Source organism: Algihabitans sp., assembly GCF_965226985.1.
GTDB lineage: Bacteria > Pseudomonadota > Alphaproteobacteria > Kiloniellales > DSM-21159 > Algihabitans.
The window spans coordinates 1,588,823-1,610,325 of sequence record NZ_OZ245712.1 but is presented as its reverse complement, the minus strand read 5'-3'; the positions used below and the strand labels follow the sequence as shown (position 1 = coordinate 1,610,325).

Genomic DNA, 21,503 nt, shown 5'->3' with positions numbered 1-21,503 from the left:
ATGCGTCCGAAGGACATGCCGTTCGGGGATGTGGTTCTCGAGTGCAAGAATCTCTCGATCTCCTACTTCACCCGCGCCGGCGAGATTCCCGCCGTCATCGACTTCAACATGAAACTGCGCCAGGGCGAGTCCATTGGGCTGGTCGGCGAGTCGGGCTGCGGCAAGTCGACCGTGGCCATGGCCGTGATGCAGTACATGGGCAAGAACGGTGGCATCGTCGGCGGCGATATTTTCTACAAGGGCCGCAAGCTCGGAAGTATGAGCGGGGAAGAGCTGCGCCAGCTCCGCGGCAACGAGATCTCCATGGTCTATCAGGAGCCCATGGCCTCCCTGAATCCCTCCATGGTGATCGGCGACCAGCTGATGGAAGTGCCGCTGTACCACGAGCAGGTGACGCAAGCGGAGGCGCGCGAACGCTCCCTGCAAATGCTGGCGGACGTCAACCTGCCAGATCCCGAGCGCGTCATGCGGTCCTACCCGCATCAGATCTCCGGCGGTCAGCAGCAGCGCGTGGTCATTGCGATGGCCTTGCTGTCGAAACCGTCGCTGCTTCTCCTGGATGAGCCGACCACGGCGCTCGACGTCACTGTAGAGGCGGGGATCATCGAGCTGATCGGCGAGATCGCCGCGAAGTTCAACACCTCGATGATCTTCATCTCGCACAATCTGGGCCTGATACTGGAGACCTGCGACCGCGTGAACGTGATGTACTCGGGACAGGTGGTGGAGGAGGGCGCGGTGGAAGACGTCTTCGACCGCATGCGCCACCCCTACACCCAGGGCCTCTTCGGCTGCATTCCCTTGCCCGGCACCGACAAGACCGACCGGCCGCTCGTACCGATCCGGGGGCAGCTACCTCTGCCGCACCAGCGGCCGAGCGGCTGCTTCTTCGGACCGCGCTGCGACCACTTCGCCGAGAGCACCTGCGACAGCGGGCTGATCGAGATGGAGTCGATCTCGGAAGCGACGCAACATCAGGTCCGCTGCCGCCGATGGGACGAGATCGACTGGTCCAGCTATACGCCCGAAGGCCTGTCGAGCGAAGCGATGGAATCGGGCGACCGGGTGCTGCAGATCCGCGAGATGCGCAAGTACTACGAGGTTCGCGACAACTCGCTCTCGGCACTGATGAACGGCAAGCGCATCCGCTACGTCAAAGCCAACGAGCGCATCGATTTCGATGCCCACGAGTGCCAGACGGTGGCCATCGTCGGGGAGTCGGGCTGCGGCAAGTCGACCTTCGCCAAGGTCCTGATGGGGCTGGAGACGGCGACGGACGGGCAGGTGGTATTCCAGGGCAACGACCTAGCGGACAAGCCAGTCGAGACGCGCTCGCCACAGGAAATCGGCTCCGTCCAGATGGTGTTCCAGAACCCCTTCGACACCCTGAATCCAAGCCATACCGTCGGCGGGCAGCTGGCGCGCGTGATCCGAAAGTTCGGGGTCGAAAGCGACCCGGAAAAGATCAAACAGCGCGTCTTCGAACTGCTGGACCTTGTGAAGCTGCCACGCGATTTCGCCAAGCGCCGGCCACGTCAGCTCTCCGGCGGTCAGAAGCAGCGCGTAGGTATTGCCCGCGCCTTCGCCGGAAACCCGCGCATGGTCGTCGCGGACGAGCCTGTCTCGGCGCTCGACGTCTCGGTCGCCGCCGCCGTCACCGGGCTTCTGATGGATATCCAGCGGAGCTATCGCACGACCTTGCTCTTTATCAGTCACGACCTCAGCCTGGTCCGCTACCTGGCCGACCGAGTGGTCGTGATGTACTTGGGTCACATCGTGGAGCAGGGCACGACCGACGAAGTCTTCGCGCCGCCCTACCACCCCTACACGGAAGCTTTGCTGTCGGCCGTTCCGATCGCCGACACCTCGATCGAGAAGCAACGGATCATTCTGGAGGGATCGCTGCCCTCCGTGCTGAACCCGCCCAAGGGCTGTCCCTTCAACACCCGCTGTCACCGCAAGATAGGCCGGATCTGCGAGACGGAGGTTCCGCCGGTTCTGGAGGATGCGCAGGGACATCTGATCGCCTGCCACATCCCTATGGCCGAGCTGCGACAGGTCCCGCCCGTGTTCGAAGCCGTCGAGGAAGACGGGAAGAGCGCGGCGGAGTAGGGCCCCTAAAGCCCTCCGGGGAATTCCATTCCCGCGACCTAAAAAAAAGGGCCCTACCGGGGAAGCGGTAGGGCCTGGAGGTCAGGGATGGAGGAAACAGGAGTATCTCTCGTCCCACTAAGGTAGGCGGTCCTACGGCCATGCCTTGTGAAACGCGTCACAGGCGGGTTTTGACGCTTTCAGAGGTTCCGTTCTGCTTCTCCAGTCTGTATCTCTCAGTCCGTTGCTTTGCGGATGATCGCCCGATCTCCGCAGGGACCTATCGGCGACGCAAACCTTCGGCAATCGAGAGCCATTACGGCTTTAGGCCGAGGTGAGGAGGGAGTTTGACGGACCAGAGTACGACCGTTTTGCCGCCGCGCGCGGCAGCCGAGGACAGCGACGTTCTGTCTTTGCGCAGACCCGACGACTGGCACGTCCATCTGCGCGACGGAGCGATGCTGACCTTCGCAGCGGACTGGACCGCGCGGCAATTCGCCCGGGCCATCGTGATGCCGAACCTGGTCCCGCCGATCACGACGGTGGCGGCCTGCGAAGCCTACCGAGACCGGATCCTTGCGGCACTTCCGGCGGGACGGGCCTTCACCCCTCTAATGACCGCCTATCTGACCGATCAGATCGATCCCGATGAACTGGAGAGGGGTTTCCGCAAGGGGGTCTTTACGGCCTGCAAGCTCTATCCGGCGAATGCCACGACCAACTCCTCGGCCGGCGTTACCGACGTCCGCAAGATCTGGAAGGTTCTGGAGCGCCTAGAGGCGGTCGGCATGCCTCTGCTGGTGCACGGCGAGGTGGTCTCTCACGACATCGACATCTTCGACCGGGAGGCCGTCTTCCTCGAGACGGTGCTCGGACCGGTCTTACGCGACTTTCCGGCTTTGAAGGTCGTGTTGGAGCACATCACGACGGAGGACTCCGTTCGCTTCGTCGAGGACGCCGGCGACAATCTGGCGGCGACGATCACGGCCCATCACCTGCGCATCGACCGCAACGCCATGTTCGCCGGCGGCTTGAGACCGCATGCCTACTGCCTGCCCGTCGCGAAGCGCCGGCATCACCGCCAAGCTCTGCGCAAGGCGGCCGTCTCCGGAAACCCGAGGTTCTTTCTGGGCACAGATTCGGCGCCCCATACCAAGCAGGATAAGGAAAGCGCCTGCGGCTGCGCCGGCATCTTTAGCGCACCGAAAGCCCTGGAAAGCTATGCGCAGACCTTCGAAGAGGAAGGCGCGCTCGACCGACTGGAGGGCTTCGCCTCCGAGTTCGGTCCGCGCTTCTACGGTCTGCCACTGAACGAGGGGAAGGTGACGCTGCGCCGTGTATCTCAAGCGGTGCCGGCGATCATGGAGCATGACGGCCTGCAGATCGTACCTTTCCAGGCCGAGGAAGAGCTTGCCTGGACCTTTCAGGACGAAACCGGCACCTGAACGGCCGCGCGCGACGGGAGACGGAGGCCCGCTAGCCGGTCTTGGCTCCAGTGGCTTCCCGAAACCGCTCGGCCAAGCTCGCGACTGCCGTGAAGTAGGGGCCCGGTCCGTGGCTGATACGGGCGACCCCCAGCGATGCCAAGTCTTCGTGCGTGGGCGCGCCGGACATGGCCATGATGTTGACCGGCAGGTCGACAGCCTTGCAGATCTTGCCGATCAGCTGGGGCTCCACCAATCCAGGCACGAAGAAACCGCTGGCGCCAGCCTGCGCGTAGGCGGCCGCTCGCTCCGTCGCCTCGGCAATCAGCTCGGCGTGCTTGCCGCGATCCTTTTCCTTCAGGAAAAGATCCGTCCTTGCGTTGATGAAAAAGGGGACGCCCGCTTTCGTCGCTGCCTGCCTGATCGCCGAAATTCGAGCGGCCTGAGCCTCGGTGGAGTGGAGACCGTTGCCGCCGACCACCTGATCTTCGAAGTTGAGGCCGATGGCGCCCACCTCGATCAAGCGCTGCACGTTTGCCGCCACCTCTTCGGGTGTTTCGGCGTAAGCGCCTTCGAAGTCGATCGTGACCGGCAGATCCACCGTTTCGACGATGCGCAACGCGATCCGCAGGACCAGGTCCAGTGGGATCGCCTGACCGTCGCCATAGCCCTGGGCGGCGGCGACCGACCAGCTACCCGTCGCAATCGCCTTGGCGCCGGCTTCGGCAATAGCCTTGGCGCCGCCGGCATCCCAAATATTGTAGAGCACGAGAGGGCGACCCGGGACATGGAGGTCGGCAAAGTTCCGGGCGCGTTCAGCTTGGGTCATGACCCAATCTCCCTTCGGTTGGTTCGTCGGTTCGCTAGGTCGCTATCTTGCGGGGTAGAGGGGCGGCCGCCGGTTCAGCGCCCGGCATGAAGGCCTTGGAGGCCAAGCGCTACCAGGGTGTCTGTCGTTGCGCCGCAGATTCCGGAGGTGTCTGAAGAGATCGGAGGACGAGTCGCCGCCCGCTGTTTACGCAAGGAGGAGGGTGGACGCCCGTAAAGCTCTCCGAAAGCCGCATTGAAGCGGCGCACGCTGCGAAACCCGGATTGAAAAGCGATGTCGCCGATGGACAGCGTGCTGTTGTCGAGAAGCCTTTTGGCTCGTTGAATCCGCAACGTCTTAGCGATCTGAGCCGGCGAAGCCCCGAGATGTTTCCTGAAGAGGCGCGAAAGATGGCGCGATCCGACGCCCAGCCGCTCGGCCAGGTCTTCCACGCTGCCGTGATCGAGTGCACCCTTCTCGAGCAAGCCGAGCGCCCGCTCGACCGTCGTCCTAGTGCCCTTCCAGGCTGGACAGAAGGGCGCCGTTTCAGGTCGGCAGCGCAGACAGGGACGATAGCCGGCCGTCTCGGCGGCGGCCGCGCTTGCGTAGAAACTGACGTTCTTCGTCAGCGGCTGTTTCACGCCGCAAACCGGACGGCAGTAGATGCCTGTGGTGCGAACAGCGACGAAAAAGAGGCCGTCGAACGCCGGGTCCCGCCTCAGCCGCGCTTCGTTGCAGGTTTCGAAATCGAACATGCGCGCAGGTTAGCAAGGCGCAGCAACAACCGCGAGAGACGCCGGGATGATGGCGTCCGAAACCGGCCAGCCAACCCGGTGCAGGCCGGGTGGGGAAGCGGGACGGAACAGAGCAGTCGCAAACGGTCTCTCAGTTCCAGAGAGGGCGGCCAGCCTCCGTTCGATCCGATGCCTTGAGGGTCGCATCGATCTCGTCGCGCCTGGACTGGGAAACCTTGCGGACAATCGCGCCGACTTGCATGAGATGCTCGGCCAGCGGGTTCGTTTTACGCCAGATCATTCCGACCCTACGTGAGGGGCTTGGCCTGGGGAACCTCGCCACCGCGACCTGCGCGGATCTGGTCTCCAACGGAAGCGCCATTTCCGGAATCAGCGTCAGCCCCATGCCCGCGCTCACCATCTGAACCAGTGTGGACAGGGAACTGCCCTCCATCAGGTAGCGCGGGCTGGACTTCTCCATCTCGCAGAAGGTCAGCGCCTGATCGCGGAAACAGTGGCCTTCCTCCAGCAGCAGCAACCGCATTTCCTTCAGCTTGTTCGCCGTGGGCACGGGGCGCTCCGCGTCCTCGATCGGACGCACGAGAACGAAGTCTTCTTCGAAAAGCGAGAATTCCTGCAAGGCGGCCTCGGAGATTGGCAAGGCGACGATGGCCGCATCGAGGTTCGACTTGTGAAGATCCTCGATTAGCGACTTCGTCACCGACTCCCGCGGTTGGATTTCGAGCCCCGGGAAGCGGCCAGTCAGTGCCTTGATCGTGTCAGCCAGAAGGTAGGGGCCAACGGTCGGGATAACGCCAAGCCGCAATCGACCGGCGAATTGATCCTTCGACGCACGGACCAGATCGCCGAGTTCGTCGACGTCGAACAGGATCTTGCGCGCGCGGGCCACGAAATCCTCGCCCAGCGTCGTCAGGTGCACCTTGCGCGAGCTGCGCTCGACTAAGGCGCCCCCCAGCATCGATTCCAGTTCCTTGATCTGAAGAGAGAGGGCGGGCTGCGTGATCGCGCAGGCCTCGGCGGCACGGCCGAAATGCTCATGTGTCGCCAGGGCTTCAAAGTAACGCAGGTGCTTGAGGGTCAAGCCAATCATTTGCCCAACTTATCACGCCGGTTTGCAAACTCAATTGGTAGTAATGAATTTTTGAGTTTAGAAAGGTTCCAGGCTAGGCAATGAAGCCTCGCTCAAGCAGCTTTTTGGGAGAGACTCATGGACGGAAGCGTTCTGCACGGCTTGACCGGGTGTCCTGTGCATGGAGGCAACACCTCGACCGATCAGTCGGTCACCAAGTGGTGGCCCAACGCCCTCAACCTCGACATCCTGCATCAGCATGGCGCGCGCACGAACCCGATGGATCCGGGTTACGATCACCGCGCTTCCGTAAAAGCGTTGAACTTCGACGCCGTGAAGGCCGATGTCCACGCGCTGATGACCGCAAATCAAGAGTGGTGGCCCGCCGACTGGGGTCACTATGGCGGCTTGATGATCCGCCTCGCTTGGCATGCCGCCGGGTCATATCGCATGCAGGACGGCCGTGGCGGTGCGGCGACGGGCAACATCCGCTTCGCGCCGCTGAACTCCTGGCCAGACAACGCCAGCCTCGATCAGGCGCGTCGTCTGCTTTGGCCAGTCAAGAAGAAGTACGGCAACGCGCTAAGCTGGGCCGACCTGATCGTCCTGTCCGGCACCATCGCCTACGAATCGATGGGTCTGAAGACCTTCGGCTTCGGTTTCGGCCGTCAGGACATTTGGGGTCCGGAGAAGGACGTCTACTGGGGCTCTGAAAACGAATGGCTGGCCCCGTCGGAGAACCGCTATGGCGATCTCGACAAAGCCACGACCTTGGAAAACCCGCTGTCGGCCGTCCACATGGGTCTGATCTACGTCAACCCCGAGGGCGTGAACGGCAACCCCGATCCGGCCCGCACCGCCCAGCACGTTCGCGTGACCTTCGCCCGCATGGCGATGAATGACGAGGAAACCGCAGCACTGACCTGTGGCGGTCACACGGTCGGAAAGGCGCACGGCGGCGGCGCGCACGATCAGATCGGCGCCGAACCGGAAGCGACCGGCGTCGAGGCTCAGGGTCTCGGCTGGGCCAACCCCGGCCAGACGATGAACCCTTCCGACAAGTTCACCTCCGGTATCGAGGGCGCCTGGACCAAGGAACCCCTGAAGTGGGACATGGGCTACTTCGACTACCTCTTCGACTACGACTGGGAGGTGAAGAAGAACCGAGCCGGCGCCTGGCAGTGGGAGCCGGTCAACATGCCGGAATCGGAGATGCCTCTCGATGCCGGCGATCCGAACGTCCGTCGCAAGCCGATGATGACCGACGCCGACATGGCGATGAAGATCGATCCCGTCTACAACGAGATCTGCCAGAAGTTCAGGGCCGATCCGGACTACTTCGCCGACACCTTCGGTCGCGCCTGGTTCAAGCTGACCCACCGCGACATGGGTCCGCGCGCGAACTACATCGGTCCGGATGTTCCCGATGAGGACCTGATCTGGCAGGATCCCGTGCCGACAGGCCCGACCGGCTACGATGTCGCCGCGCTCAAGGCCAAGATCGCCGACAGCGGTCTTTCGGCGGCCGAGATGATCTCCACCGCCTGGGACAGCGCCCGGACCTATCGCGGATCGGATAAGCGGGGCGGTGCCAACGGTGCGCGCATCCGCCTTGCACCCCAGAAAGACTGGGCGGGCAATGAGCCCGAGCGTCTCGCGAAGGTGCTGGGCGTTCTGGAGCCCATCGCGGCGGCCGCCGGAGCCTCCATTGCGGACGTCATCGTTCTGGCCGGCAATGTCGGTCTGGAGATGTCGATCAAGGCAGCGGGCCATGACGTCGAGGTACCCTTCGCCGCAGGCCGCGGCGACGCCACGGACGAGATGACCGACGCCGAGAGCTTCGGCGTGCTGGAGCCTTTCGCCGATGGCTTCCGCAACTGGCAGAGGGACACCTACGCGGTTTCGGCCGAGGAGATGATGCTCGACCGTGCCCAGCTTCTGGGACTGACCGCGCAGGAGATGACCGTGCTGGTCGGCGGGATGCGTGTTCTCGGCACCAACTACGGTGGAAGCGCCGATGGCGTCTTCACCGACCGTGTCGGACAGCTGACCACGGACTTCTTCGTCAATCTCACCGACATGGCCAACAGCTGGCACCCCGTCGAAGGGACTGGCAAATACGAAGTCCGCGACCGCCAGTCGGGCAAGGTGAAGTGGAGCGCAACCAGTGCGGACCTGGTGTTCGGGTCGAACTCGATCCTGCGGGCCTATGCCGAGGTCTATGCCCAGGACGATAATGCCGAAAAGTTCGTGCATGACTTCGTCGCTGCCTGGACCAAGGTCATGAACGCCGACCGCTTCGACCTCTTGGCCTAATAAAAACCCTAACCGCTCCGCCCGGGCGTGCTACGCGCCCGGGCGGAGTTTCCTTTTTGGCGAAAGCCGAACACAGCAGGGCGCGGGATGTAGATGCACGTAAATGCAGACTTCACAGCCCGCGCGGTCGTGCATTCACAGGACGTCCCCTGGGTTCCCTCTCCCATGAAAGGCGTCGAGCGGCGCATGCTCGACCGGAAGGGCGACGAGGTCGCCCGTGCCACCAGCATCGTGCGCTACGCTCCGGGCAGCGCCTTTTCGGCCCATACGCACCACGGCGGGGAGGAGTACTTCGTCCTGGCCGGGACCTTTCAGGACGAACAGGGAGACTTCCCAACGGGAACCTATGTGCGCAATCCGCCGACCTCGCGGCACACACCCGGCGCGGCCGACGGCGCCGAGATCCTGGTCAAGCTGTGGCAGTTCGACCCCAAAGACCGCAGGCACGTGACCATAGACACCACGGCTCGAAGTCCGCTTCCCGTCGCAGGACGTATCGGCGTCTCCGAAATCCCGCTTTTCGAGGACTTGCGCGAGCGCGTTCGGATCGAGATCTGGGAACCGGGCGCCACCGTTACGCTGGAGCGCCATAGGGGGCTGGAGATCCTCGTGATCGAAGGCGGTTTCGAGGAATGCGGCGAGACATTCAAGCGGCACAGCTGGTTGCGTCTGCCAGTCGACGCGCCCCTCCAGGCGGTCGCTGGAGCGGAAGGCGCGCGACTGTGGGTCAAAAGCGATCATCTGGCGGAACCGGTTCGCGCACCGGCGACGCCGTAGCAGGCTCTCACCGAAACACGGACAGCTCCAGGCGCTCTCGTCTCGCAAGGGCGTGCCTTGGCTACAAGCCGCCGAAATCAAAGCTCGCAATTTGTTGGAATTGGCTCCGCGGGCAGGACTCGAACCTGCGACCCGGTGGTTAACAGCCACCTGCTCTACCAACTGAGCTACCGCGGAACACCGTGCAAAAGCACTCGCTTGAACGCGAGGCCGGGCTTATAGCAAAGCGCCCTTTTTCGTGCAAACGCTTTGACGGTTGGCGGGGCAAGCGAAGACGGATGGTCGTCGGTCAGTTGCAAAACGTTTACACTTGGAAGCCTCTGCGTTTACCCATCTAAGATAGACTTTTCAGCTAGTTCTCGCGTTTCGGGCGGTACAGCCCGGCGCGAAAGCCTATTGGTGTCGAGGTTGCGTCCATGGTCTTGTCGAAAGTGCATATCGCCAAAACCGAACATCACGAGTTGTCCCTCGATCAGATTTCGGACTACCCCGACCTTCGCGCTATCTATCAGCTTTGGTCTGCAAGACAGCCAGACCTTCCGGCTCGGCTGGATCCGACCGAACTTCCACCGGCAGCGCTCCCCTATGTCATGCTGCTCGATTTCGAGCGGGATCCCGACGAACTGCGGGTTCGCCTGGCCGGAACCCGTGTCTGCGAGATCTACGGCGGCGAGTTGCGCGGCGAGACGACCCGAAGCTTCTTCGATGCAACAGACGCCGAACAGGTACTCAGTGCCGCTCTTACCGTCGCGGAAACCCGCCAGCCTTCGCTCGCCTTCCGTCGCTATGTCAGCCTGAGCGACCGCATGTGGTCCTACACCCGCCTTCTGCTGCCCATGAGCAGAAACGGAACGGAGGTCGACCGCTTCTTCAAGGTCGTGGAGCCGCCGAGCTTTCAGTCGATCAAGTAGCGACAGTGGGACTTTGACGCCCCGAGGAAGGCGAGCAACGGAAGCAGACGCAACTCGATGACTGCCGAGGCCGTCGGAGGCTGGATCAGACGCCGAACACGGCCTTCAGGAGGCACTCGGAAACCGGCAGGTAATCGGAGTTCGGCATATGGAACCAGCGCAGGAACTCATGGGTCGGAAGTTCGCCAAGCAGCCAGCCATCCAGGATCTGCTGGCTAAAGGGGTGCAGACGTTCAGGCAGACAGGCCTGTAGGTCGGCAACCATGACCAGGGTGTCGAGTGGCGATGAGACCTGCGACATGCGCTCAGCCTAGAGCGTCTTGTGATCATCTGGAACCGCTCGGCGGTTCCGCCAGTCACGAGAAAAACGCTCTAAGTATCCGATCTAGAGCGTGGCAGAAGGCCCGTCGAGCCATCCACTTAAAGTCGAGAAACAATGTGGGAGAGGAGATCCTGGAGGCCCGGGCCGGAATCGAACCGGCGTAAGCGGATTTGCAGTCCGATGGATAACCACTCTCCCACCGGGCCCTCCTTGAGCCGAAGGTACATACGGCTCGCCCGCCCGCCGGTCAAGCCGGCTGCGGCGCTGGATCGGCCTAGGAACCTTTTAGGCTGCCGGCGGCGCCATTGATGCTTCGCATGCGGAGCCCTATAAGGCGCGGCAGTTCGCGCTCGTTCTCTTTCGCTGCAACGGATCCCTCTGTCGATGGTCAACTACACCGCCGCACGCATCAACATGGTCGAGAGCCAGCTTCGCACCAACCGCGTCTGGAACCATCGTCTGCTGGAGGCCTTCGAGACCCTGCCGCGCGAGAGTTTCGTTCCGGAGAAGGCGCGCGGTTTCGCTTATGTCGACGAGGATCTGCCGATCGGGCAGGGGCGGTTCGTCATGGAACCGATGGTTCTGGCACGCTTGATTCAGGCCGCCGCCATCCAAGACGGCGACATGGTGCTCGATCTTGGCTGCGGCCTGGGCTACTCCACGGCCGTACTGGCGCGCTTGGCGGCAACGGTGGTCGCGGTCGAGGAAGTACCGGACTTCGTTGCCTCCGCGACCGAGGCGCTAGAGGCCCTGGAGATCACCAACGCGGTCGTTCTGCAGGGCGCCTTGACGCAGGGCTACGCGAAGCAAGCCCCCTACGACGTGATCCTACTCGGCGGTGCCGTGGCTGAGGTGCCTCAAGAGATAGAAGCACAGCTTGCCGAGGGCGGCCGGCTGGTCTGCGTTCTACTCGACCAAGACGGCATCGGGCGGGCGATGCTGATGCGTAAGGACGAGGGGGTGGTCTCCGGCCGGGTGCTGTTCGACGCCGCGACGCCTGTCCTGCCCGGATTCGAGCGGAAGAGTGGATTCGTCTTCTGACTTCGCTTGGCGGTCGAGTTTCCGGGGTCCGTTCTCGGCTCAATCGGGGGACCTCGCTGCGATTGCTTTCCAGATGATTAACCAAACCTAAAATCTTCTTGCGTTTCCTGGGCCTATCGCCACAGTGCGGATGGGGCAAATGCGGCTAGAAAGCGGGACTTCATGAAAGAACGGCGACAGCGATCGCGGTATCGGGTGGGGATCGGTCGGGCTTTTCGCGGCGTCGCCCTGACGCTTGCGGCTACAGGCGCACTCGCGGCTTCGCCTCCTGCGAATGCCCAGTCATTGATCGAGGCTCTGGCTCAGGCCTACCGCACGAATCCGGTTCTGGACGGTGCACGGGCTCAACTGCGCGCCACCAACGAAGGCGTGCCTCAAGCGCTGTCCAACTGGCGGCCGACAGTTACGCTGTCCGGTTCCGCAGGGCAGCGCTGGCAGGAGGTCGAACCGGCCGGCGACGACGGCAGCTTCGACACACAGCCGCGCGACGTGGAGCTCTCCGTCAATCAGCCGATCTATCGCGGCGGCAGAACGACGGCCCAGACCAACCGGGCCGAGAGCGAGGTTCGGGCCGAACGGGCACGCCTGCTGGCCGTCGAGCAGGATGTGCTCTTCTCCACGGCAACGGCCTACATGGACGTCTGGCGCGACCGCTCTGTGTTGCAGCTCAACATCAACAACGAGCAAGTGCTCGCGCGCCAGCTTGAGGCCAGCGAGGACCGCTTCGAGGTCGGGGAAATCACCCGAACCGACGTGGCGCAGTCGGAGTCGCGGTTGGACGGCGCCACCGCTGATCGCATTCAGGCGGAAGGCAACCTGACCGCCAGCGCGGCTGTCTACGAGGAACTGGTGGGCTCCCTTCCGGGCGAGCTTCGGCCACCGCCGCCGCTGGAAGGCCTGCCGTCGTCCCTCGAAGACACGGTGGCACAGTCGCTTGAACAGAACCCCGCCGTCATTCAGGCCGACTTCCTCGAAGAAGCAGCCAGCTTTCAGGTTCGGGAATCCTTCGGCGAGCTTCTGCCCGAGGCCTCGTTGACCGGCCGCTTGCGCTACAACGAGGAGCAGGGGTCGCCCGACAGCGAACGCGAGGAAGCAGAGATCCTGGCTCAGTTGGTCGTCCCGATCTATCAGGCAGGTTTCGTGTCCAGCCAGGTGCGTCAGGCCAAACAGCTAGCCAGCCAACGCCTGCTGGAGATCGATGAGGCTCGCCGGAGCAGCCAGCAGGAGGCGGTGAGCGCCTGGGAAGCCCTGACGACCGCGCGCGCGCAGATCGTTTCTTTCCAGTCTCAGGTCGAGGCTTCCTCCATCGCCCTAGAGGGCGTTCGTCAGGAAAACGCCGTCGGCACACGTACGACCCTGGATGTCCTCGATGCCGAACAGGAACTGCTCGACGCCCAGGTGAACCTGGTATCGGCACAGCGCGACGAAGTTGTCGCAAGTTTTCAACTTCTCACGGCCGTCGGCCGCATGAATGCTTCGGAACTTGGGCTACCGGTTGAGATCTACGATCCGACGGAGGACTACCGAGAGGTCCGCGACTCCTGGTTCGGGCTTTCCGCACCCGGAGCCGAAACATCTAATAGAGACTGACGTCACCGCCCGACGACCGAGATCGGCTTCAGGCGGCGACCCGAGGAGAGAGACATGAGCGAGGCGACCAAGCAGGAGCAGCAAGAACCCTCCATGGAGGAGATTCTGGCTTCGATCCGCCGGATCATCTCCGACGACGGCGCCGAACAGCAGGGGCAGGGCTCCTCGGGAGATGCCGCCAATGCTCAGTCTCCCGATAACGCTCAGTCTCCCGATAACGCTCAGTCTCCCGATACCGAAGCTTCGGAGGGGGCGGAGAGCTCGGTTTCGGAGACGAAGACCGCCGACCTACCGGCTGAGACCGCAACCACCACCGCAACTCCGGACCTTGAGATGAGTGCAGCCGCTGAAGAAGCCGCAGGTTCTGTCGACACTCCGGACACACCGAGCGAAGACGGCGGTGCCATAGATCTACATGCCGACGACGATACCGCTTCGGTGGCCGCCGATCAGGATCAGGATACCGGCGCATCCGATGAAGAGCCGCTTGAGCTGACGCAAGCCATACAGATCGACGGAACGGTTATCGACTTGGCTGCGGCGCGCGCCAATGCGGCGGCGGCGGAGACTGAGGCCGAAGCTGAATCGGGTGCTCCCGAAGAGGTCGCGGCTGAGGTTCAGGTCGAGCCGGAACCGCTTGACGAGCCTGCGGAAGTTGAAAACGAGCCCCTCGACGCCGTGCCCCTTGAGGCGGCACAGACTGCCGAACCCGATCCGGAGCCGATGGCCGAGGAGGAGGCGTTCGAAATGCCCCAAGCCGAAGCCGACCCGAGCGAAGAGATCCCCGATGCGGCGGAGGAAGAGATGAGCGAAAGCCCGAAGATCGATACCGCCGAGCACGAGCACCTGGTGTCAGAGGCCACGGAAGCCGCGACCCTAGCGGCCTTGTCGAGCGTGGCCCGCCCACCCGAAGCCGCCGAGGCCGCGCCCCTGATGGGTGGAGAGCGGACTCTGGAGCAGGTGGTCCGCGACGCTATCGCCGAACACTTGAAGGTCTGGCTGGACACCAACCTGCCGGACCTCGTCGAGCGTGTCGTCCGTGAAGAGGTGCGCCGCTTGGCGCGTCGGGCCGAGGACAGCTGATAGACCTCAAGCGATACTGCTGCGCGGTCTAGACGAAAGCCACTGCGCGCGTAGCCTCAACCCTTCAGCTTTGCATCCGCCCGACAGATCGAACCTGCATTTCCAGCGTAGAGTTCGGGCGTAGGGCTCGGGCGTAGAGCTCGGGCCTCTTCGTATCCGGCCAAGGCGATCCTGCTCTCATCACAAGGTTTAGAGGGTGATTCACGTCTCAGGTGGAAGTTAAACGCTTCCACCTGAGACGATCGCACTCTAGCGCTGAGGCGTCGACGCAGGTATGGGAGTGCCGCGGTCCGGCTCTGCTGGCGCCGTTTGGGCAACAGGAGACGGCAGAGATGGCCGAGTTAGAAAAGACGTTTCGCGCTGGCGAGGTCGAAGCCAAGCAGTATGAGCGCTGGGAGCGCTCCGGCGCTTTCGCAAGCAACGTCGAGTCCAACGCTCAGCCCTATACGATCATGATGCCGCCGCCCAACGTGACCGGCAGCCTGCACATGGGGCATGCGCTGACCTTCACGATTCAGGATGTGCTGGTGCGCTGGCACCGTATGACGGGGCGCGACGCCCTCTGGCAACCAGGCACCGACCATGCCGGCATTGCGACGCAGATGGTCGTCGAACGCCAGTTGGCCGAACAGGGCATCACCCGCCACGATCTCGGCCGCGAACGCTTCCTGGAGAAGGTCTGGGACTGGAAGGCCCAGTCCGGCGGTACCATCACCCGCCAACTGCGCCGCCTCGGCGCCTCGGCGGACTGGCCGCGCGAGCGTTTCACCATGGATGAGGGCCTCTCGGACGCGGTTCGTAAGGTTTTCGTCCAGTTGCACCGTGAGGGTCTGATCTACCGCGACAAGCGGCTGGTCAACTGGGATCCGAAACTGCATACGGCCATCTCCGATTTGGAGGTCCAGCAGCAGGAGGTGCAGGGCAAGCTCTGGCACTTCCGCTATCCCGTGGAAGGCAACGGTGAGGGCGGGGAGGACAGCCACATCGTGGTCGCCACCACGCGTCCGGAAACCATGCTCGGCGACAGCGGCGTGGCTGTTCACCCCGAGGACGAACGCTACAGCCATCTCGTGGGCAAGTTCGTCACGCTGCCGCTGGTCGGCCGCCGTATTCCGATCGTCGCCGACGACTATGCGGATCCCGAGGCCGGCTCGGGCGCCGTCAAGATGACTCCAGCCCACGACTTCAACGACTTCGACGTCGGCAAGCGCCACGGCCTGGAGATGATCAACGTCTTCGACCGCGACGCCTGCATCAACGACAACGCGCCGGAGGCCTACCGCGGCCTCGACCGCTATGCGGCGCGCGCCAAGATCGTGGCCGACCTGGAGGCCCTCGGTCTGGTCGAGAAGATCGAGGATCACCTGCACAGCGTGCCCCACGGCGACCGTTCCGGCGTGGCCGTCGAACCCTGGATGACCGACCAGTGGTTCTGCGACGCCAAGACCTTGGCGCAGCCCTGCATAGAAGCCGTGGAGCAGGGCAAGACGGTCTTCGTGCCCAAGCAGTGGGAGAACGTCTATTTCGAGTGGATGCGGAACATCCAGCCCTGGTGCATCTCCCGCCAGATCTGGTGGGGGCATCAGATCCCGGCCTGGTACGGCCCCGACGGCACCATCTTCGTCGAGGAGAGCGAGGCCGAGGCGGTCAATGCCGCGCGGGCACACTACGGCGAAGCAGTCGAGCTGACCCGCGATGCCGATGTACTCGACACCTGGTTCTCCTCGGCGCTCTGGCCCTTCTCGACGCTGGGCTGGCCGGAGGAGACGCCGGAGCTGGCCCGCTACTATCCCGGCGAGGTGCTGGTCACCGGCTTCGACATCATCTTCTTCTGGGTCGCCCGGATGATGATGATGGGGCTGCATTTCATGGGCGAGGTCCCCTTCCGCCACGTCTACATCCATGCTCTCGTGCGCGACCAGCACGGGCAGAAGATGAGCAAGTCCAAGGGCAACATCATCGACCCTCTGGAGCTGATCGAGACCTACGGCTGCGACGCCCTGCGCTTCACCCTGTCCTCTCTGGCGGTGCCGGGACGCGACGTGAAGCTGGCCCCGGAAAGGGTGGAGGGCTATCGCAACTTCGCGACCAAGCTGTGGAACGCCGCCCGTTTCGCCCAGCTGCAGGGCGCCGCCCTGCCGCCCGACTTCGACCCAGGCCGGATCGAACAACCGGTCAACCGCTGGATCGTGAGTCGTCTGGCAACGACCCGCGGCAAGCTGGACGAGGCCATCGCGGGCTATCGGCTCAACGACGCCTCGAACCTGCTCTATCACTTCGCCTGGCACGAGGTCTGCGACTGGTATCTGGAGTTCGCCAAACCGATCCTGGCCGGTAACGACGCCGCAGCCGTCGCCGAGACCCGCGCGACCATCGGCTGGACCCTGAATCAACTGCTGCGCCTATTGCATCCCTTCATGCCCTACGTGACCGAGGAGCTTTGGGAGCATTTCGGGAGCGACGAACCGCTGATCGCCACCACCTTGCCGGACCTGGACAAGGATTTGCAGGCCCCCGAGGCCGAAGCGGAGATCGACTGGCTGATCCGTCTGATCGGCGAGGTGCGCGCCGTCCGCAGCGAGATGAACGTACCGGCGGCGGCCAAGGTCGACCTCCTGGTCAAGGACGCGAGCGAAACCACCCAGACCCGCCTCGCGCGCTATGCGGATCTCTTGCAGCGCCTGGCGCGGGCCTCCGGTGTCGAACTGGCGCTGGGCGACCTGCCCAAAGGCGCTGTTCAGATCGTCATCGACGAGGCGGTAATCGCCTTGCCGCTTGCCGAGGTCATCGATCTGCAGGCCGAGCGCGCCCGCCTAGCCAAGGAGATCGACAAGGTCTCGGGTGAACTGGGCAAGATCGAGCGCAAGCTGGGTAATCCCCAGTTCGTTCAAAAGGCGCCGGCCGAAGTGGTCGAGGAGCAGAAGCAGCGTCAGGAAGATTACGTCCAGGCGCGCGAGAAGCTGGAAGGGGCGCTCAAGCGGCTGGAGGCGATCTGAGGCGGCACGGGCGAGGCGCTTCTTCGGTCTAACGACCGTCGGATCGGATACCCGCGCAACCCTTCCATCCGCAAAAAGCGGTAGAGCCACGGCGACGCGCTCGACTAGCTTCCCAGCAACGAAAAGACTCCGCAGCCTCATGCGGACTTCGACCGCGAAGGACCACCGGGAACGACGGGCTGCGAGACTTTATGGGAGGGTGCCATGCCACTGGATAACGGCGACAAGAAGCGTTTTGACAAGAGCAAGCTGCCGAGCCGCCACACCACCGTCGGGCCCGACAGGGCGCCGCATCGCTCGTACCTCTACGCAATGGGTCTGACGGAGGAGGAGATCAATCAGCCTCTGGTCGGGGTCGCGACCTGCTGGAACGAGGCCGCACCCTGCAACATCTCGCTCTCGCGCCAGGCCCAGGCGGTAAAGGTCGGCGTTTCGGCAGCGGGCGGCACCCCGCGCGAGTTCTGCACCATCACGGTGACCGATGGCATCGCCATGGGTCACCAGGGCATGAAATCGTCCCTCGTCAGCCGCGAGATCATCGCGGACTCGGTCGAGCTGACCATGCGCGGCCACTGCTACGACGCACTGGTCGGGCTCGCCGGCTGCGACAAGTCGCTGCCGGGCATGATGATGGCCATGGTGCGCCTCAACGTACCGAGTGTCTTCATGTATGGCGGCTCGATCCTGCCGGGTCGCTACAAGGGCAAGGACGTTACTGTTCAAGACCTCTTCGAGGCCGTCGGCCAGCATGCCGCCGGCGAGATCGGTCCGGAAGAGCTGCACGAACTGGAATGCGTGGCCTGTCCCTCGGCCGGCTCCTGCGGCGGGCAGTTCACCGCGAACACCATGGCCTGCGTCTCCGAAGCCATGGGTCTGGCGGTTCCGGGTTCGGCCGGCGCCCCCGCGCCCTACGAAAGCCGCGACGCCTATGCCGAGGCCTCGGGCCGGATGGTCATGGACCTGCTCGCGAGCAATCTGCGCCCGCGCGACATCGTCACCCGCAAGGCTCTGGAAAATGCCGCGACTGTGGTGGCCGCCTCGGGCGGCTCGACCAACGCGGCCCTGCACCTGCCGGCCATTGCGCACGAGTGCGGGATTGACTTCGACCTGCATGACGTCGCCGAAGTCTTCCGCCGGACGCCCTACATCTGCGATCTGAAGCCCGGCGGACGCTACGTGGCCAAGGATATGTACGAGATCGGGGGCATGCCGGTGCTGCTGCGCGAGTTGCTGGACGGCGGCTACCTGCACGGCGACTGCATCACCATCACCGGTAAGACTCTGGCGGAGAACCTGGACGGCGTCGCCTTCCCGGAGGACCAGGATGTCATCCGGCGGCTGTCCAACCCGCTGTCGAGCTGGGGCGGGGTCGTGGGCCTGAAAGGCAGCCTGGCGCCCGAAGGCGCCATCGTAAAGGTTGCCGGCATGAGCAATCTGAAGTTCCGCGGCCCGGCCCGTTGCTTCGACTGCGAGGAAGACGCCTTCGAAGCCGTGCAGGCGAAACAGTATGCGGAGGGCGACGTCTTCGTGATCCGCTACGAGGGTCCGAAGGGCGGCCCAGGCATGCGGGAGATGCTCTCGACGACGGCCGCCATCTACGGGCAGGGCATGGGCGACAAGGTGGCGCTCATCACCGACGGTCGCTTTTCCGGCGCGACCCGGGGCTTCTGTATCGGCCACGTCGGGCCCGAAGCCGCGGTCGGCGGGCCGATCGGCCTGATCCGGCACGGCGATATGATCGCCATCGATGCGGAAGCCGGTACCCTGGATGTCGAGCTGTCCGAGGAGGAGCTAGCCGAACGCCGCAAGGGCTGGCAGCCGCGCGGTCACGACTACAACGCCGGCACCATCTGGAAGTATGCCCAAACCGTCGGTTCGGCGGAGAAGGGTGCGGTCACCCATCCGGGCGGGAAGGGCGAAACCCACGTCTATGCGGATATCTGAGGAGGTTTTCTCAGATGCTGTCTTAGCAAACTTCGGGGCCGGACGGACCTGCCCGTTCGGCCCGTCGAAGTGCGGCCATGGGTGATGCCGTGGAGAGCCGTCACAGCTACGGCGTGCTCTGTGTCGTGGCAGCCAGTGTCTTCACGTCACTTGCCGGTCTCTTAGTCCGGCTTACGGAGGAGGCCGACGGCTGGACGCTCCAGTTTTGGCGTCAGGTCTGCTTTCTAGTTTTCATATTCCTGTTTCTCTGGTGGCGGCACGGCCGGCGCGTGCCGGAAGCGGTAACTGCAATCGGCCTGCCCGGACTCGTCGCCGCCTTGGCCTTGGGCATGGCCTTCGTCGCCTACCTCTTCGCCCTGATCTTCACAAGCGTTGCGAACGTGGTCTTTATCGGGGCTACGTCGCCGATCTTTGCCGCCTTACTGGCTTGGCTGGTTCTGCGAGAACGCCTGCCGTTGGCCACCTGGCTTGCCATGGTGGCCGCCCTTATTGGGATCGGGATCATGGTCGGCGATGCCTCACAGGCCGGTGCCCCAGTCGGAACCTTGCTGGCCTTGATTCCGGTCGCCGGCTACGCTGTCATGCTCGTCTGCATCCGCGCACGGCGAAACATCGACATGCTGCCTGCCGCCGCGCTCGCGGGAGTCTTCGCGCTTCTCGTCTCCGTGGCGATGGCCGACGATCTCTCCATCTCCCGCCACGACTTCGCCATTGCCGCCATCTTCGGCGTCGTGCAGCTTGGCCTGCAATACGTGCTGACCACGCTCGGCGCCCGCCACGTCCCGGCCGGAGAAGTGGCGTTGCTCGGCCGATTACAGATTGTTCTGGCACCGCTCTGGGTCTGGCTGGCGGTCAACGAGGTGCCGAGCAACGCGACCTTTATCGGAGGTGCGATTGTGCTGAGCGCCGTCTTCGCAAATGCGTTTCACAGCCTGCGTGGCACAAAGCCCATACCGCAGTAGGGCAGCCGCAGTAGGGCAGCCGAAGTAGGTCAGCCAGCCGCCTCAGGCGGTATCCAAAAGGCGCAAAGCTTCGCGCGCGACGTCGCGGACCGGGTCGAGGTCGCCATAGGCACGATGCAGCACCGCCATGCCGCGGGAAACACCGAGGTAGAAACGAGCGAGGGCAGGGGCGTCAGCGCCCGAAGGAAGCAGGCCCGCCTCTTTGCCCCTCTGCAGGACTTGGCAGAGAGCTATTTCCGTTCGCAGAAAACTCCGGCGGACCGCATCCGATGGAACCGGGTGGCGGCCGCCACATTCCAAAGCGATCTGGCACATCAGGCAACCGGCTGGGTTCTTCGGGTTCGCCATGCGGGCCATGTGGGCGTCGAGAAAACCGCCAATTGCCCGACGCGGATCCGGGTCGTTCAAGGCTACGACCACGGCGCTGCCTTGTAGCTCCGCGTAGCGGTCAAGCGCGCGCAGCAGCAGCTGCTCCTTGCCGCCGTAGGCGTTGTAGAGGCTGCCGCGCTGGACGCCTGTGGCGTCCGCCAGATCGGCCATGGCCGTGGCCCCGTAACCTCTCTGCCAGAAGAGGCGGAGCGCCGCGTCGATCACGGCCGTCTCATCGAACTTCCGAACCCCCGCCACGTCCGCGACTCCTTTCAGGCAAGGCTTCACGCAAAGGTGAGACAGACGTTACGACTTTCAGCAGACCTCATGTTTGACAGAAGTGTCAAGAATTCCAACCTGTCAGGCGGAAGAAGCCGGTGGTCGGCTTCGCATGCGGCAGGGAGCCTCGCCATGACCGACAGAGTTGACCGTCCGCTCGTCTGGAGTCTCGCAATTCTGCGTTTTTCGACGGGCGCCTTCTTTCTGGTTTGGGCCCTGGAGAAGATCTTCGCGCCGGAGATCGCTCGTCGGGTCTTCGAGACCTTCTACTTCTCTTCGCCCTCCGACACGATGCTGCTGCTCACGGGCCTGCTGCAACTTCTCTTCGTCCTGGCCTTTATGGCCGGCCTCTTTCGCTTCTGGACCTACGGCGCGCTGCTAGCGATGCACGCGGTCTCCGTCGTTTCGAGCTTTCCGCGTCTGCTCGATCCCTTCACACCGCCGAACCACCTCTTCTGGGCTGGAGTTCCGGTCCTCGGACTGTTGGTCGCCCTGTTCCTGCTCCGAAACCGGGACAGCCTGTTCACACTGTCGGGCGTCAAGGTCGGTGGGCAAGCGGTTCAGCGCGGCCTGGCCATCATCGCAATTGGCGGAGCGGCTACGCTGGCGGTCCCGCAACCGCGCGCGGCAGACGCCGGGCAGAGCGTCACCGTCCATAGCTATGCCGCGCAACCGAAGCTGGTCGACACGACCAACACGCACTGGATCGAGGCGCCGTCGGGCGTGATCTTCGTCGACAGGTAGCCGCCAGATCTGCCGCCTCCCG

17 protein-coding genes and 2 tRNA genes are annotated in these 21,503 nt (G+C 63.8%); 12 read left to right on the top strand and 7 right to left on the bottom strand.

Going from position 1 to position 21,503, the window contains the following annotated elements:
• Both ACO054_RS07390 and pyrC read left to right on the top strand, forming a co-directional pair.
• Entirely contained in the window at positions 1-2,112 is a 2,112-nt protein-coding gene (locus ACO054_RS07390) for a dipeptide ABC transporter ATP-binding protein (RefSeq protein WP_421709793.1), read from the top strand.
• A 326-nt stretch (positions 2,113-2,438) separates the two neighbouring features.
• Entirely contained in the window at positions 2,439-3,536 is a 1,098-nt protein-coding gene (gene pyrC / locus ACO054_RS07385; protein ID WP_421709792.1) for a dihydroorotase, read from the top strand.
• A 31-nt stretch (positions 3,537-3,567) separates the two neighbouring features.
• Here the strand turns inward: pyrC and ACO054_RS07380 are convergent, their stop codons facing one another.
• The 3 genes from ACO054_RS07380 to ACO054_RS07370 all read right to left on the bottom strand — a co-directional run bounded on the left by ACO054_RS07380 (position 3,568) and on the right by ACO054_RS07370 (position 6,168).
• Positions 3,568-4,344 carry an isocitrate lyase/PEP mutase family protein gene (locus ACO054_RS07380; protein WP_421709791.1) on the bottom strand — a complete coding sequence of 259 codons (777 nt, stop codon included), beginning with the start codon at positions 4,342-4,344 and terminating at the stop codon, positions 3,568-3,570.
• A gap of 74 nt (positions 4,345-4,418) precedes the next feature.
• Positions 4,419-5,078 carry a bifunctional transcriptional activator/DNA repair enzyme AdaA gene (locus ACO054_RS07375; RefSeq protein ID WP_421709790.1) on the bottom strand — a complete coding sequence of 220 codons (660 nt, stop codon included), beginning with the start codon at positions 5,076-5,078 and terminating at the stop codon, positions 4,419-4,421.
• 130 nt (positions 5,079-5,208) lie between these two features.
• On the bottom strand, positions 5,209-6,168 hold the full coding sequence (locus ACO054_RS07370; protein WP_421709789.1) for a hydrogen peroxide-inducible genes activator: 960 nt from the start codon (positions 6,166-6,168) through the stop codon (positions 5,209-5,211).
• A 117-nt stretch (positions 6,169-6,285) separates the two neighbouring features.
• Here ACO054_RS07370 and katG point away from each other — a divergent pair, with 117 nt between their 5' ends.
• A complete protein-coding gene (katG, locus tag ACO054_RS07365) occupies positions 6,286-8,463 on the top strand; it encodes a catalase/peroxidase HPI (RefSeq protein ID WP_421709788.1) in 2,178 nt (725 codons plus the stop codon).
• A 93-nt stretch (positions 8,464-8,556) separates the two neighbouring features.
• Positions 8,557-9,240 carry a cupin domain-containing protein gene (locus tag ACO054_RS07360; RefSeq protein ID WP_421709787.1) on the top strand — a complete coding sequence of 228 codons (684 nt, stop codon included), beginning with the start codon at positions 8,557-8,559 and terminating at the stop codon, positions 9,238-9,240.
• A 101-nt stretch (positions 9,241-9,341) separates the two neighbouring features.
• Here ACO054_RS07360 and ACO054_RS07355 read toward each other — a convergent pair.
• A tRNA-Asn gene (locus tag ACO054_RS07355) sits at positions 9,342-9,417 on the bottom strand.
• 239 nt (positions 9,418-9,656) lie between these two features.
• Between ACO054_RS07355 and ACO054_RS07350 the strand changes: the two genes are divergently transcribed.
• Positions 9,657-10,151 carry a PAS domain-containing protein gene (locus ACO054_RS07350; protein WP_421709786.1) on the top strand — a complete coding sequence of 165 codons (495 nt, stop codon included), beginning with the start codon at positions 9,657-9,659 and terminating at the stop codon, positions 10,149-10,151.
• Between the two features lie 85 nt (positions 10,152-10,236).
• On the opposite strand, the gene ACO054_RS07345 is transcribed toward ACO054_RS07350, so the two are convergent.
• A complete protein-coding gene (locus tag ACO054_RS07345) occupies positions 10,237-10,452 on the bottom strand; it encodes a hypothetical protein (protein ID WP_421709785.1) in 216 nt (71 codons plus the stop codon).
• Between the two features lie 153 nt (positions 10,453-10,605).
• Positions 10,606-10,679: transfer RNA gene (locus ACO054_RS07340), tRNA-Cys, on the bottom strand.
• Positions 10,680-10,857: 178 nt separating this feature from the next.
• Between ACO054_RS07340 and ACO054_RS07335 the strand changes: the two genes are divergently transcribed.
• The 6 genes from ACO054_RS07335 (at position 10,858) to ACO054_RS07310 (ending at position 20,089) form a co-directional block, all read left to right on the top strand.
• The gene (locus ACO054_RS07335) at positions 10,858-11,514 is read left to right on the top strand and encodes a protein-L-isoaspartate O-methyltransferase family protein (protein ID WP_421709784.1); all 657 of its coding nucleotides are present in this window, start codon (positions 10,858-10,860) and stop codon (positions 11,512-11,514) included.
• Between the two features lie 162 nt (positions 11,515-11,676).
• Entirely contained in the window at positions 11,677-13,104 is a 1,428-nt protein-coding gene (locus tag ACO054_RS07330) for a TolC family outer membrane protein (protein ID WP_421709783.1), read from the top strand.
• A 54-nt stretch (positions 13,105-13,158) separates the two neighbouring features.
• Positions 13,159-14,187: a DUF2497 domain-containing protein gene (locus ACO054_RS07325; protein ID WP_421709782.1), complete on the top strand. Its 1,029-nt coding sequence runs from the start codon at positions 13,159-13,161 to the stop codon at positions 14,185-14,187.
• A gap of 332 nt (positions 14,188-14,519) precedes the next feature.
• Positions 14,520-17,183 (top strand): valine--tRNA ligase, encoded by a 2,664-nt coding sequence (locus ACO054_RS07320; protein WP_421709781.1) that lies wholly within the window; start codon positions 14,520-14,522, stop codon positions 17,181-17,183.
• Between the two features lie 204 nt (positions 17,184-17,387).
• Positions 17,388-19,127, top strand: coding sequence for a dihydroxy-acid dehydratase (ilvD, locus tag ACO054_RS07315; protein WP_421709780.1), 1,740 nt, complete (start codon positions 17,388-17,390; stop codon positions 19,125-19,127).
• A gap of 77 nt (positions 19,128-19,204) precedes the next feature.
• Entirely contained in the window at positions 19,205-20,089 is an 885-nt protein-coding gene (locus ACO054_RS07310; RefSeq protein ID WP_421709779.1) for a DMT family transporter, read from the top strand.
• Positions 20,090-20,131: 42 nt separating this feature from the next.
• On the opposite strand, the gene ACO054_RS07305 is transcribed toward ACO054_RS07310, so the two are convergent.
• On the bottom strand, positions 20,132-20,716 hold the full coding sequence (locus ACO054_RS07305) for a TetR/AcrR family transcriptional regulator (RefSeq protein ID WP_421709778.1): 585 nt from the start codon (positions 20,714-20,716) through the stop codon (positions 20,132-20,134).
• A 153-nt stretch (positions 20,717-20,869) separates the two neighbouring features.
• Here ACO054_RS07305 and ACO054_RS07300 point away from each other — a divergent pair, with 153 nt between their 5' ends.
• On the top strand, positions 20,870-21,481 hold the full coding sequence (locus tag ACO054_RS07300) for a hypothetical protein (RefSeq protein WP_421709777.1): 612 nt from the start codon (positions 20,870-20,872) through the stop codon (positions 21,479-21,481).
• Positions 21,482-21,503: the final 22 nt, after the last annotated feature.